The 17,040-nt window shown below is 36.7% G+C and carries 17 protein-coding genes and 1 pseudogene; 12 read left to right on the top strand and 6 right to left on the bottom strand.

The features are described from left to right. Positions 1-19 precede the first annotated feature (19 nt). From recQ to IPM56_16415, 4 genes and pseudogenes are all read left to right on the top strand, one after another. On the top strand, positions 20-2,188 hold the full coding sequence (gene recQ / locus IPM56_16430) for a DNA helicase RecQ (protein QQS35807.1): 2,169 nt from the start codon (positions 20-22) through the stop codon (positions 2,186-2,188). 115 nt (positions 2,189-2,303) lie between these two features. Beyond that, a complete protein-coding gene (locus IPM56_16425) occupies positions 2,304-2,495 on the top strand; it encodes a 4Fe-4S binding protein (GenBank protein ID QQS35806.1) in 192 nt (63 codons plus the stop codon). A 54-nt stretch (positions 2,496-2,549) separates the two neighbouring features. Next, positions 2,550-2,912, top strand: a pseudogene (locus IPM56_16420) (four helix bundle protein). 80 nt (positions 2,913-2,992) lie between these two features. Further along, positions 2,993-4,162 carry an NAD(P)/FAD-dependent oxidoreductase gene (locus IPM56_16415; GenBank protein QQS35805.1) on the top strand — a complete coding sequence of 390 codons (1,170 nt, stop codon included), beginning with the start codon at positions 2,993-2,995 and terminating at the stop codon, positions 4,160-4,162. A 100-nt stretch (positions 4,163-4,262) separates the two neighbouring features. Here the strand turns inward: IPM56_16415 and IPM56_16410 are convergent, their stop codons facing one another. Then, entirely contained in the window at positions 4,263-6,263 is a 2,001-nt protein-coding gene (locus tag IPM56_16410; GenBank protein ID QQS35804.1) for a von Willebrand factor type A domain-containing protein, read from the bottom strand. 289 nt (positions 6,264-6,552) lie between these two features. Between IPM56_16410 and IPM56_16405 the strand changes: the two genes are divergently transcribed. Further along, positions 6,553-7,077: a hypothetical protein gene (locus IPM56_16405; GenBank protein ID QQS35803.1), complete on the top strand. Its 525-nt coding sequence runs from the start codon at positions 6,553-6,555 to the stop codon at positions 7,075-7,077. Positions 7,078-7,119: 42 nt separating this feature from the next. On the opposite strand, the gene IPM56_16400 is transcribed toward IPM56_16405, so the two are convergent. Then, a complete protein-coding gene (locus tag IPM56_16400; GenBank protein QQS35802.1) occupies positions 7,120-9,405 on the bottom strand; it encodes a TonB-dependent receptor in 2,286 nt (761 codons plus the stop codon). A 166-nt stretch (positions 9,406-9,571) separates the two neighbouring features. Between IPM56_16400 and IPM56_16395 the strand changes: the two genes are divergently transcribed. Further along, complete coding sequence (locus IPM56_16395; protein QQS35801.1) at positions 9,572-10,306, top strand: hypothetical protein; 735 nt, start codon at positions 9,572-9,574, stop codon at positions 10,304-10,306. Positions 10,307-10,367: 61 nt separating this feature from the next. On the opposite strand, the gene IPM56_16390 is transcribed toward IPM56_16395, so the two are convergent. Next, on the bottom strand, positions 10,368-10,514 hold the full coding sequence (locus IPM56_16390) for a hypothetical protein (GenBank protein QQS35800.1): 147 nt from the start codon (positions 10,512-10,514) through the stop codon (positions 10,368-10,370). Positions 10,515-10,536: 22 nt separating this feature from the next. Between IPM56_16390 and IPM56_16385 the strand changes: the two genes are divergently transcribed. The 6 genes from IPM56_16385 to IPM56_16360 all read left to right on the top strand — a co-directional run bounded on the left by IPM56_16385 (position 10,537) and on the right by IPM56_16360 (position 15,611). Continuing rightward, positions 10,537-11,082 carry a response regulator gene (locus IPM56_16385; protein ID QQS35799.1) on the top strand — a complete coding sequence of 182 codons (546 nt, stop codon included), beginning with the start codon at positions 10,537-10,539 and terminating at the stop codon, positions 11,080-11,082. Between the two features lie 113 nt (positions 11,083-11,195). Continuing rightward, complete coding sequence (locus tag IPM56_16380) at positions 11,196-12,530, top strand: UDP-glucose/GDP-mannose dehydrogenase family protein (protein QQS35798.1); 1,335 nt, start codon at positions 11,196-11,198, stop codon at positions 12,528-12,530. Between the two features lie 34 nt (positions 12,531-12,564). Next, positions 12,565-13,086, top strand: a complete 522-nt coding sequence (locus IPM56_16375; GenBank protein ID QQS35797.1) for a UpxY family transcription antiterminator — start codon at positions 12,565-12,567, stop codon at positions 13,084-13,086. Then, positions 13,086-14,078 (top strand): HD domain-containing protein, encoded by a 993-nt coding sequence (locus IPM56_16370; protein QQS35796.1) that lies wholly within the window; start codon positions 13,086-13,088, stop codon positions 14,076-14,078. Before IPM56_16375 ends, IPM56_16370 begins: the two co-directional genes overlap by 1 nt. A gap of 1 nt (position 14,079) precedes the next feature. Beyond that, a complete protein-coding gene (locus IPM56_16365) occupies positions 14,080-14,868 on the top strand; it encodes a tetratricopeptide repeat protein (protein QQS35795.1) in 789 nt (262 codons plus the stop codon). A 2-nt stretch (positions 14,869-14,870) separates the two neighbouring features. Continuing rightward, positions 14,871-15,611 carry an NAD-dependent deacylase gene (locus IPM56_16360; GenBank protein QQS35794.1) on the top strand — a complete coding sequence of 247 codons (741 nt, stop codon included), beginning with the start codon at positions 14,871-14,873 and terminating at the stop codon, positions 15,609-15,611. Here IPM56_16360 and IPM56_16355 read toward each other — a convergent pair. Genes IPM56_16355 through IPM56_16345 form a run of 3 tightly spaced genes read right to left on the bottom strand, consistent with a single transcriptional unit; the run spans position 15,608 to position 16,980 of the window. After that, positions 15,608-16,066 (bottom strand): MarR family transcriptional regulator, encoded by a 459-nt coding sequence (locus IPM56_16355; protein QQS35793.1) that lies wholly within the window; start codon positions 16,064-16,066, stop codon positions 15,608-15,610. The two genes, IPM56_16360 and IPM56_16355, sit on opposite strands and share 4 nt — an antisense overlap. Positions 16,067-16,068: 2 nt before the next feature. Next, the gene (locus tag IPM56_16350; protein ID QQS35792.1) at positions 16,069-16,344 is read right to left on the bottom strand and encodes a GlsB/YeaQ/YmgE family stress response membrane protein; all 276 of its coding nucleotides are present in this window, start codon (positions 16,342-16,344) and stop codon (positions 16,069-16,071) included. Between the two features lie 39 nt (positions 16,345-16,383). Then, on the bottom strand, positions 16,384-16,980 hold the full coding sequence (locus IPM56_16345) for a hypothetical protein (GenBank protein QQS35791.1): 597 nt from the start codon (positions 16,978-16,980) through the stop codon (positions 16,384-16,386). Positions 16,981-17,040: the final 60 nt, after the last annotated feature.

Genomic DNA, 17,040 nt, shown 5'->3' with positions numbered 1-17,040 from the left:
TTTAGTCTTTAAATATCATTTGGATAAAGCATACAAAATATTGAAGGATATTTTTGGTTATGATTCTTTCAGATCACTTCAGAAAGAAATAATTGAAAATGTTCTTGATAAAAAAGATACCGTGGTAATTATGCCGACAGGTGGGGGCAAGTCACTTTGCTATCAGGTTCCCGCATTAATTTTTGACGGGCTGACAATTGTTATCTCCCCGCTAATTTCATTAATGAAAGATCAGGTTGAACAGTTACGACAGCTTGGAGTAAGTACAGCTCTTCTCAACAGTTCGCTTACACAGGATGTTTACAGGCAGAATTTTGAAAGTGTAAAAAACGGGAAAGCAAAACTTCTTTATCTCGCACCCGAGTCTTTGGGGAAAGAAGATATTTCAAACTTAATTAAAACGGTTAAGCTTGATTGCATTACAATCGATGAAGTACATTGTATTTCTGAATGGGGTCATGATTTCAGGAAGGATTACAGGCAGCTTGGCATTTTCAGGAAAGCATTTCCACAAGCAGTCTGCATTGCGCTGACTGCAACTGCAACTCCGCGTGTGCAGGATGATATTGCAAACAATCTGAATTTTACTGAACATAAAAAATTTGTCGCCAGTTTTAACCGCGAAAATCTTTTTCTTGAAGTTGTTCCGAAACAAAATTCTTATCAGCAGGTTGTTGATTTTATTAATGAACATAAAAATCAATCCGGAATAATTTATTGTTTCTCACGCAAGCAGGTTGATTCACTTCACGATTATCTTTCATCAATTGGTTATTCAACAAAACCATATCACGCCGGGTTATCAGATGAAGACAGAAGTTTAAACCAGGAATTATTTATCAAGGATGAAGTTCAGATTATCATTGCGACAATAGCGTTTGGTATGGGAATAAATAAATCGAATGTAAGATTTGTACTTCACCATGATCTTCCTAAAAACATTGAGTCATATTACCAGGAAATAGGAAGAGGCGGACGCGATGGTTTGAAATCGGATTGTCTCTTGTTGTTCTCTTACTCTGATATTGTCAAAATAAAATATTTCATCGACCAGAAGGAAGATGAAGCTGAAAGACGTTCTGCACAGGTTCATCTTAATGCAATGATAAAATATGCCGAGTCTGAATCGTGCAGAAGACATCCGCTCATAAAATATTTCGGTGAACATTACAAAACAGAAAACTGCGCGATGTGTGATAACTGTCTTGGTGATGAAAAGGAAAGCAGTGATATAACAATTGCAGCTCAGAAATTTATGTCGGCAGTTAAACGCACCGGGGAAATTTTTGGAATCAATTATATAGTTGATGTATTAACCGGAAGTGAAAACGATAAAATTTTTTCTAACGCCCATCAGAACCTGACTGTGTATGGAGTCGGCAAAGAGTTTAATAAAAAACAATGGCAGTTAATTGCAAGACAACTTGTAAATAAAGAATATCTTAATAACGATAATGAATATGGCAGTCTGAAGTTGACGGAAAAATCTTATGGTGTACTTCTCCGCAACGAAAAAGTTTTTGGGTTTATTAAAGAGCCGGAAGTAAAAATTAAATCAGCTAAAAAAGCTGTTGCCGGGGTTGATCAGCCTTACGATGAAAAACTATTTGAACTGCTTAGAGCAAAACGAAAAGAACTTGCCGATAAAGCAGGTGTGCCTCCGTATGTTATCTTCTCGGATAAAACATTGATCGAGATGTGCATTACATATCCTGTTAACACCGCAGGGTTTTTACACATAAGCGGAGTAGGTCAGCGCAAGTTTGAAAGTTATGGTGAAGCATTTATGAGCATCATAAAAAACCATATGAGTCTTAATAACATATCAATCGGTGAAACAAGACCAAGAGTGAAAATAAATTCAATCGCATCTGCAAAACCAAAGTATATGATTGTAAGTGAATTTTATAATGAAGGCAAACCGATTGATAAATTAGCGAAGGAGTTCGGTGTTCAGGAAAGGACAATAATTCAGCATCTGGTTAAATATGCTAATGAAGGAAACAGTATAAGAACCAATGAACTGCTTGAACGAATTAACTTATCAAAAAAATATCATCAAAAAGTTTTTGACGCATTTGAAAAAAATGGTGTGTTTCCTTTAAGAACAATTTTCGATTTATTCGAAGGCAGTGTTTCATATGATGACCTTCAGTTGCTGAAGCTGGTTTACATCAATCGGGATTAACATAAAATGACGCCCAATGAATAAATTTTTCATTAACACTTAGTTTGTTTAACTTTTCCCGCCAAATAAAAAATTATAAATGATGAATTACCGACAAGCAAAAACCGGCAAACTAATGATAGACATACTTCCGGATAAGTGTGACTTTTGCGGGTGCTGTGTTGGTGTTTGTCCTGAAGACGCGATTGAATTGAAAGAAGCGGAAATATTTATCATTGACCCTCGCTGCACAAATTGCGCAAAGTGTGTCTGGAGCTGCCCGATTGAGGTGATTAAGTTTAAGAAGGAAGGTGTGTTAGCTGGATGAGTCATCAGTCCGCAGTCGTCAGCCTTCAATCAGAAAAATGATTAAAGTTTAGTGATGAGCACTTTTAGAGATTTAAAAGTATATCAATAAGCATTTAAGTTGGCGATGGATATTTTTAATCTAACTAAATCCTTCCCTGAAGAAGAAAAGTTTGGATTGACTTCTCAGATAAGGAGATCATCTCGCAGTGTTTGTTCATCGATTGGAGAAGCTTATAGAAAAAGAAAATATCCCGCTCATTTTATTTCTAAAGTGACTGATGCCGATATGGAAAATTCTGAAACACAGGTGTGGTTGGATTTTTCTTTAAGCTGTAAATACATTACTAAACAAGTTTACCAGGACTATAAATTAATATCTGAAGAAGTCGGTAAAATGTTAAATCATATGATTGAAAACCCTGAAAAGTTTAAATAAAGATTTGCTGACTGAGAACTGTGGACTGAAGACTTTCCAAATGAAATCAGTTTAATTAAAAATTGAAATCTAGAATAAGAATGAAAACAAACTACGACATAATAGTAGTCGGTGCCGGACCCGCCGGAAGTATAGCCGCGCGTTATGCTGCTGAACAGGGTGTTTCGGTTTTAATGCTGGAGAAAGATCGTGATGTTGGTTATCCTGTAAGATGCGGCGAAGCAATCAGTAAACCCGGTGTTGAAGAATTCATTTCAAGTGATGATAAATGGATTGCGGCAAAGATCTGCAAGTTCTCTTTTAACGCTCCTGATGGTAGCGAAGTCATTATTGATTTCGGTGAAGCAGGTTATGTTTTAGACAGAAGAATTTTTGATTACGAACTCGCTCGAACTGCCGCAGAAGCCGGAACTCACATTATCACACGTGCTTATGTAAACGGATTATTGTTTGACAATGATGGAAAAGTAAACGGAGTTAAATATGAATTTCAGGGCGAACAAAAAGAAGTAACTGCAAAAGTAGTTATCGCTGCTGATGGTGTTGAATCAAGAGTAGGTCGATGGGCTGGACTTGAAACACACATTGACTTCCGTGATATGGAAAGTGCTGTGCAAATTACTGCTGCAAATATTCCTGTCGATCAGAACACACTTTACTTTTACTTTGGAAAAGATGTTGCGCCGAATGGTTACTTCTGGATTTTTCCTAAAGGTCATAAAAAGGCAAATATTGGTCTTGGTGTAAGCGGGTTGATCGGAAAGAAAAAATCAGCACAATCTTTCCTTAATGATTTTATGAACAAACACTATCCTGACGCTCCCGTTCTTACCACAATTGCGGGCGGAGTTCCATGTTCAATTACACTTGATAAAATTTCAGCCCCGGGAATTATGCTTGTCGGTGATGCTGCAAGACAGGTGAATCCACTAAGCGGCGGAGGTATTGCAAGCGGAATGATCGGTGGAAGTATTGCCGGAAGAATTGCTGCTGAAGCTATTAAGATGAACAAACCCGATCATGTCCTGACTTATGATAAAGCATGGAAGGACAGGCTCGGTAAACGTCACGAAACTTTCAACAGGATTAAGGAAGGCATTTACAATTTTTCGGATGATAAGTTTAACAGTATTGCACAATCCATTCTAAAAATTCCAATCGAGAAAAGAACACTAGGCAAAGTGTTTACAACTGCGTTGATGAACAATCCATCATTGCTGATTGATATTGCAAAAGTGTTTGTTGTTTAAACACAAATAGCACACAGATTAGACTGATGGAACTGATTAACACGGATCAGATCAGTTTTTATCCGTTTGATCTGTTTAATCCGTGTGCTATTCAAACTTATTATTGACGAATACTTATTCTTTCAATCATATCCTTTGTATTTCTAACCAATGTTATGAACTCTTCCCTGTAGCCAAACTCATCTTTCCCTTGTGAGTCTTCAGCAAGACTTATGACTGATTCAAAGTTAGATGTTCCTTTAAACTGACTATCCCTTAACAGCAAGGCAAACTGTGCAACAGCGGATGAGAAAAGAAAATTCTCTGAAACTTGCATTTCATTTTCAGGATCAAGCTCAAGTGTTTTAGTCAGCAGTTTACTTGTATCTTCATCCGGTTCTTTGTACCTGATGCTGAACAATAAAACTTCTTTTGAGCTTACTGCTTCATACTTTAGTCTGTGTTCCTGGTAACGAAGATTTTCATATCCCTGTATTGCAGCTACTTCTTTAACGGGAACAACTTCATACAATGCTGTTACAGTGTGACCCGCGCCAAGCTCGCCGGCATCTTTTTTATCATCTTCAAAGTCTTCTTTTTTCAGCATACGGTTTTCATATCCTATTAACCTGTAGCTTAAAACTTTTGCAGGATTAAACTCAACCTGGATTTTCACATCCTTGGCAATTGTAAACAATGTTGAAGTGATTTCATGCCCGAGTACTTTTTTTGCTTCCATAAAATTATCGATGTAATAGTAGTTGCCGTTGCCTTTATCTGCAAGTTCTTCAAGTCTGCCATCCTTTAGATTATCCATTCCGAATCCGAGTATGGTTAAATAAATACCCGACTTTTTCTTTTCTTCAACAAGTTTAACCAGGTCTGACGTGTTTGAGACACCAACATTAAAATCTCCGTCAGTAGCAAGGATGATCCTGTTGTTGCCTCCTTTTATAAAATTTTCTTCCGCGGTTTTGTATGCGAGCAGAATCCCCGCACCACCGGCAGTTGAACCACCTGCATTAAGCCTGTCGATTGCATCAAGAATTTTTTGTTTCTCTGATACATACGTTGAAGGAAGAACCAATCCGGCAGCACCTGCATAAACAACGATTGATACTTTATCATTAGGCGAAATTTTATCAAGCATCATCTTCATTGATCTTTTTACTAGCGGGAGTTTATTCTCAGGTGTCATTGAACCGGAAACATCAAGAAGAAACACAAGATTACTTTGGCGTTTTTCATTATCAGATAATTCTTTCCCTTTTATCCCGATGTGAATGAGATAGTTGTCTTTGTTCCATGGGCATTCACCAATTTCAGTTGTTATTGAAAATGGTGAACCGTCTTTTGGCTGGGGGTAATCATAGTCAAAATAGTTGATAAACTCTTCCACTCTTACAGCATCTCTCGGCGGAATGGTGTTTGCATTAATAAATCTCCGTACATTGCTGTATGACGCGGCATCAACATCAATCGAAAAAGTCGAAAGTGGATTTGACATTGATTCAAGAAATTCGTTTTCAACTATTGTGTTGTATTCTTCTGTGTTGAAATTTCCCCATGTATAACCACCTGCCTGAAATTGAATTTCCTGCACACCATTTACAATATAACCACTGTTATCACTTCTGCTGCCTCTTACGTGAAGATTACCATTCTGATTGACTACACCAGATTGCGTACTCACAACTCCATTAACACCTCGAACCGAAGTATTATCGGGACTTACAACCGTAGTGGAGTTAGTAAGGTTTTTATTTATTAAAGGCTTTTCAGAGACTATCTCTATACAATCTATTTGATAAGCTTCAGCAATCAGCTTAATATTGACTTCAGTTGTGAGATTGGAAGATACTATAACTTCCTTGACTTTGGTTTCTTTATATCCAATGTATTTCCCAATGATTGTGTAAGTACCTTCAGGTACATCCAGAATAATGTAAGTACCATCTATGCTTGTGGCTGCACCAAGCTTGGTATTATCAATAATTACATTAGCACCGATTAATGGTTCGCCGGTTTCAGCATCAGTTACCTTACCAACAATTTTTCCTTCACCCGCAAAAAGTGAGATTGTGACTGCCAAACTTAACAGGATTGTTTTGAGTGCGGACATTTTAACCTCCAATGAATTTGATTTCAATGTATGCGTGAAGTCAGCTATAGTCAAGAGACGGATTTTCTCCGGATTTTTTTAGCACAAATTTTTCAACTATTGTACCAGCAGCAGTAAACTGTTGTTAGCATACAATCGATGGTAAGGGCAATAGTACGCTGATTTGAGTCCGATTGGAAGGCGTTAAGTTCTTTATGGTTTGTTATGATAGAATTTTTTATTTGGGTGCATCAATAAATACTTCTATGTTTGAAATCATTTTTGTAATTGTTATTGAAAAGGTTTTTGAATGTCCTGGTATATAGATTTCGTAAAAAATTTTCCACTCATCTCAGCAATGATTCAGTTTGCAATTCTTGGAACATTAGGAGATATAGTTTCACATTGGTTAGTTAAACGGAAAATTTTTTCACCGTACGATTTAAAAACTTTACTGTTGAAGATGATCGAATGGGCTATACTTGCAGTCTTTATCAAATATGCTTTTGTGGGATTTAATGGCTTTGTAGACAGTTTGATTTTTCATAACTATCTGCCTGAACTTGATGGCATCGGAAAATCATTTGCAATTTCAGCAATGATGAACTTACAATTCGGACCTTTCCTTGTAATTATGCATCGTGTGCTGGACAACGCAATTGCACAACAAAGTAACTGGAGAAATATTGATAAAGGATTTTATTCTTTGTTGTGGTTCTGGATACCCGCACACACAGTCACATTTATACTTCCAAAAGAATTTCAGATAGGATTAGCAGCAATATGGTCATTAGCTCTCGGTATTATTCTGGGGATTTATAACCGACGACGATAATTCAGATCATAAACATCATAATAATCAGTGTACTATTGTGCTCTAAAACTCTGCACTAATTCCTATTGAAGGTAAAATACCAATTGATGATTCATCATCAACAGCCTGTTTACGCGCATCCCACCGGATAAAGCTTCTGTTGGTCCTGTTATAAATATTCTGAATATCTAAATAAGTTATAAGTGTCCAGCCGCTGAAGAACCAGTGTTTATCAACGCGGATATCAAGACTGTGATTTGCTTCAAGTCTTGCAGAATTATAGTTTACTACACTTTGTGAACCATCTGAATTAAAAGGAGTGAATGGTTTTCCTGAAGCGTACCGTAATTTTAAACTGGTTTCCCACTCGTTATTGAATTTATAACCACCGCTTATATTAAATATCCATGTTTGATCATAACTTCCTTTTCTTGTGATGCCGTCAAGCGGAGTAAATTCAGACTGACTGTATGTTAAACTTAAAATGCCGTAGTACGGTAAGTCAGAAAGTTTTTTCTGTACAGATAGTTCAACACCTTTTGTATTTCCGATCCCTTCGCTTATTAATGGTTCAAGTCCAAATGAAGAAAAATTATCATCACTGCCCGAAAATCCCGCCCCAGTATTAGCAAGAACCAGGTATGGTCTTATCAAACTAGCCGGATAATCTTTATAGTCTTTATAAAAACTTTCTATCTTAAGCAGGGCATCCTCACGCAAGCGATGTTCAAATCCAATCACCAACTGATTGTTCCGCACATGCTTTAGTTTTTTATTTAATTGATCAGCAGCAAGCCAAATGTATGATGGTGACTGATGATAAATACCTCCGCTGAAGTTCAATGTAGTCAGTTCATTAAATTGATATGAAGCGGAGATTCTTGGGCTTACAAATATTTTACTTTCAAGCGGATCAAAAAAATCACCGCGCAGACCAAGGTTAATCATTAGGCTGTTAAACATTAAAAAACTGTAGTTTGAAAATAACGCAAGTTTGGTGAACCTGTTTGATGAAGATAAAGTTTGCAAAGGAAGTGAATCACCGAATGAAGTTTTAAACGTCGGAAAGAGAATATCGGCTTCAAACTTGACCGACTTGATCATCCCTCCGAAATTTAACTCTGAAGTTTTTGTTAGCTTTATTACAGCCTCTGCTTTCAGACTATTCTCACCTTCAATAGATTTATTTTTGAAGATCGGATTAAAAAGAGTATCGCTCTGCTGAGTATCATAGTCAGTAAAGTTTCTGCTCAACGTTACATCAATAAAACCATAATCGAATAAACGTCTGAAGATAAATCCTGTTACATATTGAGTTTGATTGCTTCCGAGTATTCTTGAGTTATCAAATCTCTGTTCTTCCGTATCATTAAAATATTTTACATTATCAAACGCACTGATAAAAAGAAATGAAATTGAGTTGTACTGATCAATTTTAAAATTGGCTTTGGATAGTACATCATAATATTCAGGCACAAAAGCAAAGTCGGCGGCTTTGAAAATAAAATCGAGATAACTTCTTCTTGCAGAAAAAATAAAATCAGAATTTGCCGTTAAAGGTCCTTCAAGATTTAAACCAAACTGAGTTGCAGCTATTGTAACTTTTCCGCCGAGCCGATCATTTCGTCCTTGTCTTAGTTTAATATTTAACACGGATGAAAGTTTGTCCCCGTAAAGAACGGGAAATCCTCCCGTAGAAAAAGATGTTTCCTTCACAAAATCGAGATTGATATAACTCAGCGGTCCGCCTGTTGCACCTTGAGTCCCGAAGTGATTTATATTCGGTACTTCAATACCATCGACTATATACAGGTTTTCTGAAGGCGCACCTCCGCGAACAATAAGATCATTTCTTCCTGCATTTGCCTGCGCAACACCAGGTAATATCGAAAGCGCGCGAACAACATCTTCAAATCCGCCTGCACTTCTTCTTATTTCTTCATAACTGAAATTTTTTATGCTATTTACTTCGAAAGGATCTTTGGAAAAATAATCTCCTGACACAGTGATTCCATCAAGTTCAATAATCTGTTCTGTTAATTCAAAATCAACCTGAACAGGTTTAACGGAACTAAGCACAATATCAGTTTTTATTAATGAGGTGTAGCCTATCGATGATACCCTTAGCTGATATGTTCCCGGTTCAAGTCCGGAAATACGGTAGTTTCCGTTTTTGTCCGATGCATCACCGTTTAAACTTCCGGGAATAAAAACATTGGCTCCGGTTATGGGCTGTTTTGTAGTTGCATCTGTAACTGTTCCATAAATTACTGCACTGCCTGATTGAGCTTGACTGTTGAGTGTGTAAAGTACGAACAAATAGATTATTACGAAAAAATACTTTTTCATTTTGCCATTAGATTTTTTTATTGAAACAGAAAGCTATGTTAATTAGTTCCGTTTTTCTTAAACAAAGTAATTATTTATATTTCTATATAATTTGTGTGTGATTCATCAATAATAAATGCTGTTGATATTTTAGTGCCCTCAAATTTCTTAATCCGGTTTTTCATATATGATTAAAGCAAAAGGCTCATCATCCAGGCATGGCGGACAAAAAAACTTTGATTTGATTTTTCAAAAGTTACCGGGCATTTCATTCTGGATTTCAGAAACTGCCGACATAAATCAGAACATTTTTTTCTCGGAAAATATAACTATCCTGACCGGATATTCTGCTCAGGAAATTAATTCTTTTAAAGGTAAACATTATTCGCTTATTGATAAGGAAGAGTATTTATCAGTCCGCAGACAACTTGATGATTTTTTTGACGGCAGCATTAAAGATGCGCTTGAAGTTCAGTATACTTTAACCGCTCAAAAAGGAAAAAAAATATTCATTAAAGAAAATATACAGAAGGAGAGGGGCGTAGAAGGAGAGATTAATTACTATTACGCATCACTGACCGACCTTACCTCCACAAAGGAAAATGAAAACCTGCTTCATTCAAAAATGCTTGAAGCAAAAAGATTAAACGAAGCGAAAGATAGTTTTATATCACTGCTTTCACATGACCTCCGTTCACCGTTTACTAGTATCCTTGGTTTTGCTGAAATATTAATGAACGAAAATTCACTGTCGGCGAAAGACAGACTTGAATACCTGACCTTCATTTATGATTCGTCTTTAAATCAATTACAGTTGATCAATAATCTTCTTGACTGGTCGAGATTAAGCACAGGACGACTTAAACTTCAGACTCAGAGACTTCATGCAAAACTGTTATTTATAATTGCGTATCAACCTTAACCGGTGCGGCAATAAGAAAAAAAATTGAAATCAAACTAAACGTCAGCGACACTCTCTTTGTTCAGGGTGACGAACGGCATCTTTCAATAGTTATAACAAACCTGCTTTCAAACGGAATTAAGTATTCAAATGAAGGAAGTAAAATTGAAGTAAGCGCAAATATCTTTAACAACGAAATGGCTGAGATTATTGTAAAGGATAAAGGCATCGGCATTTCGGAAAAAAATCAATTGAAACTTTTTAAGATAGATAAAATGTTTTCAACCGCCGGAACAAGGAGTGAGAAGGGAACGGGTATGGGGCTGATTCTTTCAAAAGAAATTATTGACAGGCACAGCGGTGATATCTGGCTTTATTCAAAGCAGGGCGAAGGCAGTGAATTTCATTTTACCATTCCCTGCAGTTCAAATTGTATTTTGATTGTAGATGAAAATGAACAGGACAGAAATTTTTATGGCGAGATCGTAAAAAAATATTTTCCAGCATTCAACCTTGTTGAAGCACAAAATGGTTTTGAGGCATTAGAATTAACTTTGAGCAAATTTCCTACTTTAATACTTGCAAATCATTCGTCGCCATTAATGGGCGGGATTCAATTAACCGAGTCAGTAAGGAAAACAATAAAGAACTATCGGCTGCCGGTTATAATTCTCGCCGACAAGCAGGCGAATGAAGTTAAAGAACAATACTCCAGGCTAGGTGTAAACTATATCCTTGATAAACCAGTCAGCAAAAAAATATTAATAGAAAAAATGAAAGCGGTTTTCGAAAACTGACTTTTCTGAATTAATATTTTTCTTCTCACCTAATCCATTTTATCGATCAATCAATTCAGTTCCAAGTTACTGGGTCAATCGCTATATTTCACAGTAAAAAAACGGAGGACTTAGTGAATATTGCAGTAGTTGGAACAGGTTATGTGGGATTAGTTTCAGGAACCTGTTTTGCTGAAACCGGAAATAATGTTATATGTGTTGATGTTGATGCTGCAAAAGTTGATATGATGCGTAACGGTAAAATGCCGATTTATGAACCAGGGCTTGATTCATTATTCGAACGAAACATTAAAGAAGGAAGATTAACATTTACAACAGACCTTCACGACGCTGTGAGAAAAGCAGCTGTAATTATGCTTTGCCTGCCTACACCACAAGGCGGCGATGGAAAAGCTGATCTTCAATACGTACTAAAAGTTGCAGATGATCTTGGAAAGTTCTTCAGAGCTGAACCCAACCTCGGCTTCAGAGTTTTAGTTGATAAAAGTACTGTGCCTGTTGGTACAAGTGAACTTGTTCGTGCCGCTGTAAAAAAACATGCCCCCAATTTTGATTTTGATGTTGCTTCAAACCCGGAGTTTCTTCGTGAAGGAATTGCCGTAGAAGATTTTATGAAACCTGAAAGAGTTATTGTAGGAACGAGCAATCCTAAAACGAAAGAAATAATTGAACAGCTTTATGAACCATTTATACGTTCCGGTAACCCGATATATTTTATGGATGAAAAATCTGCCGAGATGACAAAGTATGCGGCAAATTCTTTCCTTGCCACAAAAATTTCCTTTATGAATGAAATCGCAAATCTTTGTGAGCTAACAGGCGCTGAAGTTGATAAAGTAAGAATCGGAATTGGTGCTGATTCAAGAATCGGTAAACGATTTTTATTTCCCGGTGTAGGGTACGGAGGTTCTTGTTTTCCTAAGGATGTTATTGCACTCGTTAACACCGCAAATGAAAATAAATATGACTTTAAAATTTTAAAGTCCGTTATTGATGTTAACTACCGCCAGGTTGATTTGTTCTTTCAGAAAATAAGCAGACACTATAAAGATAGTTTAAAAGGAAAACACTTTGGGATGTGGGGACTTGCCTTTAAACCGAATACAGATGATGTTCGTGAAGCACCATCACATTACCTGATAAAAAAACTTGTGGATGCAGGCGCTACTGTAACTGCCTACGACCCTGAAGCAATGGAAACAACAAAAGCAGTTATTGGTGATATGATTAAGTATGCACAAAATTCTTACATCGCAATTGAAAATGCAGATGCCCTGATAATTGTAACTGAGTGGAATGTTTTCAGGAACCCGGATTTTGATTTAGTTAAATCAAAACTTAAAACACCTGTGATTTTTGATGGTCGTAATCTATACGACATTGAAAAGATGAAACATCTTGATTTAACTTACTATTCAATCGGAAGAGCTGCGGTTCAGGGTAAGTGATGATCTTAATAATAATTTTTTCAGGGAAACTCTGATGATAAATGAATTAACACATCAGAGACACTGGTTTGCGTTATACACCAAACCAAGAAGTGAATTTAAAGCTGCAAAACAGATTGAAGAAGCAGGAGTTGAGTTTTATCTTCCATCGGTAACAAGATTGAAACAATGGAGTGACCGTAAGAAAAAAGTGACTGAACCTTTGCTTAGAGGATATATTTTTATTTTTGCCGACGAGAAAGAAAGAATACTTTCTTTAACACAGCCTTCTGTTGTAAGATGCGTTTCGGATAAAGGCAGCCCCGCAAAAATTCCGGCGTGGCAAATTGATAATCTTAGAAAAATGCTGCAGACTGAAACAGAATATATTATTAAAGAAGGGCTTGTTCCGGGAGTGAGAATTAGAATTCTTGACGGTCCATTTAAAGATGTTGTTGCTGTGTACCGGGAAGAAGCAAACGAAAAGACAATAGCGGTTTCAATAGAATTGCTTAACAGGTCAGTGCTTGCTCATTTACCGAAAGAAAGTTCTTACGAAATTCTGAAAGAACAATAATGACAAAACAAACCGAGCTTGCTTCATTAGTAAAAGGAAACAGGGTTGACCATTTTCTTCTGGTGCGAAGAAACGAAGTCCGATTAACAAAAAACCAGAAGCCTTACCTTAGTTTAGAACTTGGAGATCAATCACTTACTTTAAGCGCAAACGTGTGGGATAATTATGAAGAACAGGTTCCCGGTTTAAAGAACGGCGATCTTGTAAAAGTAAAAGGACACATTGAGGAATACCAGAACGCAAATCAAATAAAAGTTGATACCATTCGTCTTGCAATCCCGTCAGATGGTGTTTCATCTTCCGATTTTCTTCCGAAGTCAAAAAGAAATCCTGAAGAAATGAAAAAGGAATTCACCGCACGCATTCAAAAAATCAGAGACAAAAAACTTAAGCAGCTAATTACTTTAGTTTTTGATGATGAGAATTTTCAAAAGTTTTCTGTTTCACCAGCAGGAAAAATGTGGCATCATGGATATTTGCATGGTTTGATCGAACACACACTTGAGATAATAAAAATCTGCGACCTGATGAGCGATATTCATCCGGACATCAACAGGGATTTGCTTGTATGCGGGGCAATGCTGCATGATTTCGGAAAAATAGAAGAACTGAATTCAGATACATCTTTCGAGTACACCGATAAGGGAAAATTGTTAGGTCATATTACAATTGCTGCAATGATCGTAAATGAAAAAATAAATTTGATTAAAGAATTTCCGGAAGAACTAAAAAATTCTTTACTCCATCTGATTCTTAGTCACCAGGGCAAGCTGGAACACGCATCACCCGTTGTTCCCAAAACAGTTGAAGCAATTGCGCTTTACCAGGCTGATGAGTTAAGCGCAAAGGTGAACGCATACAAAAATGCAATTCAAACTGAATTGAAAAGTGACAGCAAGTGGACTAAATATATACAGCTTGCAGGCACCGATCTGTATGGGCAGGATTTAATTAAAGAGGAACAGGAAAAAAAAACTTTATTTGATGACTGACATGAAAACTAAACTTACTTTTAGAGGACTGATTTTATTGTTCGCAATTTTTGTTCAAAGCATAATTGTATTTCCTCAATCACTGGAGGATCTATTAAAAGATGCTGATAAACAGGTGAGTGAATTCAATAACAAAAAAGCACTTGAAATTCTTGAACAGGCAAATCAAAAATTTAAAGATAACTGGGAAGTGCATTGGAGAATGAGCCGGGCTTTAGTTGATATAGCCGAACATCTTCCATCCAATACCGACAAACAAAAAGATGAACAGGAAGCTATGTTCAGAAAAGCTTTTGATTATGCAGATAAATCCGTAAAGCTGGCTTCCGATCAATCAATAACCTATCTGCGCAGAGCAATAGCAAATGGTAAGACTGCGTTATTTGAAGGAGTATTTTCAGCAATCGGAACAGTGAATGATGTTAAAGAAGATTGTGAAAAAGCCATTCAGCTTGGCAACGGCGGAAGTCATTTTCAGGCGTTAGCACATTATGTTCTTGGAAGAACACATGCAAAAGTCTGCGAAAAATCATACCTGGTAAGATTACCGATAGGACTTGGCTGGGGTGATATTGAAGAAGCAATCAGACAATTTAATATGGCAATAAATTTAAGACCTAATTTCAGGATGTTCTATCTTGACCTTGGCAAAGCTTACATTGAAGAAGATGAATACGAAAAAGCTCGAGAAGTTTTAAAGAAAATTGAAAAGGCTCCCAAAGCTGATGAGGATGATGATAAAGTTTTAAGCGAAGCAAAAAATCTTCTGAATGAAATTAAAGACGAATAGTAATGGATAACCAGGAAGATTTTTTTAATAAACTGCCTTCGTTTAAGAAGGTAGTTTTTTTTACCGGTGCCGGCATCTCAGCTGAAAGCGGCATTCCTACCTTCCGCGGTAAAGATGGTATATGGAACAAATTAAAACCTGAAGAGCTTGCAAACTTTGATGCTTTTCTGAGAAACCCTCAACTCGTATGGGAGTGGTATAATCATCGAAAAGAAATTGTGCATCATGCAAAACCTAACAAGGGGCATTTGGCAATTGCGGAAATGCAGAATTATTTTGAACAGGTTTCAGTCGTGACACAAAACATTGACAATCTTCACCGGCGTGCAGGCAGTAAATTAATTTATGAATTGCATGGAAATATTGAACGAAACTATTGCATAGACTGTCACACATATTATAACGAAGACTTTAATCCATTAGAAAAAATTCCAAGATGCAGCTGCGGTGGATTAATACGTCCTGATGTTGTCTGGTTTGGGGAATACCTTCCACAGGATCAATATAAAGGCGCGGAAGAAGCTTCATTAAACTGCGATTTATTTTTTATTGTCGGGACTTCGGCGATTGTTTATCCTGCCGCATCATTGATTTATACAGCTAAACGTGCAGGAGCTTACCTGGTTGAAGTGAATATTAATCCAACCGAAATTTCTTCGATTGCAGATATTTCACTGTTTGATGCTTCCGGTGTGGTGTTGCCAATTGTACTTGATGAACTAAAAACTAAACGTGAAAATTAATCGTCAACCGGTTTTCCCAACCCGATTTTTTTAGTCAGTCTTTGAAGTTCTTTCTGCTCTTTAGCGGAAAGGATGTCAGCAGTTTCCACAATCATATCAAGAAAACCCGGGAAAATTTTTTTGAAAAGTTTTTTACCCGGTTCTTCAATCTCAACAATAAATTGTCTGCGGTCTTCTTTGCCTCTCACTCTTTTAACAAGACCTGATTTTTCCAGATTGTCTATAACAAGGGTTATATTTCCGCCGCTTCGCAGCAATTTTTTACCAAGCTCTTTTTGGTTTGTAGGACCAAGGTGATATAACACATCAAGAACACTGAACTGATTTTCTGTTATACCATTTTCAACAAGGTAATTGTTTAGTCTGCTTCTTATGCTATCTGCGGCTCTTATTAATTTCAGATAAGTATTAAGTGAACTTATCTCTTGCTGTTTGCCTTTGAACTGTGTTCCCATATTTATTTTTTACCTGAAGTTAGTGCGCTCAGGATACCGCTAAACAGAACTGCGCCGACTATCGCCCACACAACCGGAAAACTGGTTCCGCCGATATTGAGAGTTAAAAAATCCGGCAGGTTCATTTCGCGGGCAAGCCAGTTGCCGATTAAAGCTCCAATAAACCCAACGGCTATAGAAAGAATGCACCCGCCTTTTGAAAATCCAACAAGCGATCGGGCAATTGAACCGCAAATACCAGCGATTAGTAATAAAATTAATATTTGAAACAGGCTCATAATTTTTCCTGAAAAAAGTTCTTAGAAAATTAATTCATTTTATGGATAAGTAATACCATTAACATATGCTCTTTTAAGTCTGTAGGTTCTTCTGAAACCTATTGATTCAACAAGACCAACACCGGGCGCGTACCTGTTAAACTCATAGAGATCAGAAAGTTGTGTATTATCTGTAAATATTTCGATTACATTGTGGAATGTTCCTGCTGCGGTTTGAACAGTCAATCCTTTTTTGTTCACTTTACTATAAAAACTTTCGAAGGACTGCCAGATTTCCCCTTCATTCCTGAGAAAGTCCACATAGATATAATCCTGTCTATTAAAGTTGATAAAAATTTTTTCATCAATTGAACCGCGCAAATAAATTGTGTCACTTTCCCCATCATAAATTCTCAGAACTTCATGATATAAATTATGGTTTAAATATATTGAGCTTGAGATTTCAATAGTCAAATCAAGATTGTTGGTTTCATAAACCCATCTATTCCCGGGCTGCATCGGAAAGTAACTGACATACACATCTTTTACCTGTTCGATTTTGTCATCATAGCATCCGGCAAATGGAAGAATAAGTATCACAAATATCTTCATATGAAGAAGAGCGTATTTTTTGTTTAACAGATGGTAATTTTTCAATCGCAATTTATTTTGGAAATTGTTATATAAGAATGTGTTTGACGGAAAATCCATTGTTTT

The organism is Ignavibacteriales bacterium (genome assembly GCA_016700155.1).
Lineage (GTDB): Bacteria > Bacteroidota > Ignavibacteria > Ignavibacteriales > Ignavibacteriaceae.
This window is presented reverse-complemented; position numbering and strand designations above follow the sequence as displayed.

Coding starts and splice junctions, on each gene's coding strand:
- IPM56_16425 (QQS35806.1), top strand. CDS start 2,304: ATGATAGACATACTTCCGGATAAGTGTGACTTTTGCGGGTGCTGTGTT.
- IPM56_16415 (QQS35805.1), top strand. CDS start 2,993: ATGAAAACAAACTACGACATAATAGTAGTCGGTGCCGGACCCGCCGGA.
- IPM56_16410 (QQS35804.1), bottom strand. CDS start 6,263: ATGTCCGCACTCAAAACAATCCTGTTAAGTTTGGCAGTCACAATCTCA.
- IPM56_16405 (QQS35803.1), top strand. CDS start 6,553: ATGTCCTGGTATATAGATTTCGTAAAAAATTTTCCACTCATCTCAGCA.
- IPM56_16400 (QQS35802.1), bottom strand. CDS start 9,405: ATGAAAAAGTATTTTTTCGTAATAATCTATTTGTTCGTACTTTACACA.
- IPM56_16395 (QQS35801.1), top strand. CDS start 9,572: ATGATTAAAGCAAAAGGCTCATCATCCAGGCATGGCGGACAAAAAAAC.
- IPM56_16390 (QQS35800.1), bottom strand. CDS start 10,514: ATGCCTTTATCCTTTACAATAATCTCAGCCATTTCGTTGTTAAAGATA.
- IPM56_16375 (QQS35797.1), top strand. CDS start 12,565: ATGATAAATGAATTAACACATCAGAGACACTGGTTTGCGTTATACACC.
- IPM56_16370 (QQS35796.1), top strand. CDS start 13,086: ATGACAAAACAAACCGAGCTTGCTTCATTAGTAAAAGGAAACAGGGTT.
- IPM56_16365 (QQS35795.1), top strand. CDS start 14,080: ATGAAAACTAAACTTACTTTTAGAGGACTGATTTTATTGTTCGCAATT.
- IPM56_16360 (QQS35794.1), top strand. CDS start 14,871: ATGGATAACCAGGAAGATTTTTTTAATAAACTGCCTTCGTTTAAGAAG.
- IPM56_16355 (QQS35793.1), bottom strand. CDS start 16,066: ATGGGAACACAGTTCAAAGGCAAACAGCAAGAGATAAGTTCACTTAAT.
- IPM56_16350 (QQS35792.1), bottom strand. CDS start 16,344: ATGAGCCTGTTTCAAATATTAATTTTATTACTAATCGCTGGTATTTGC.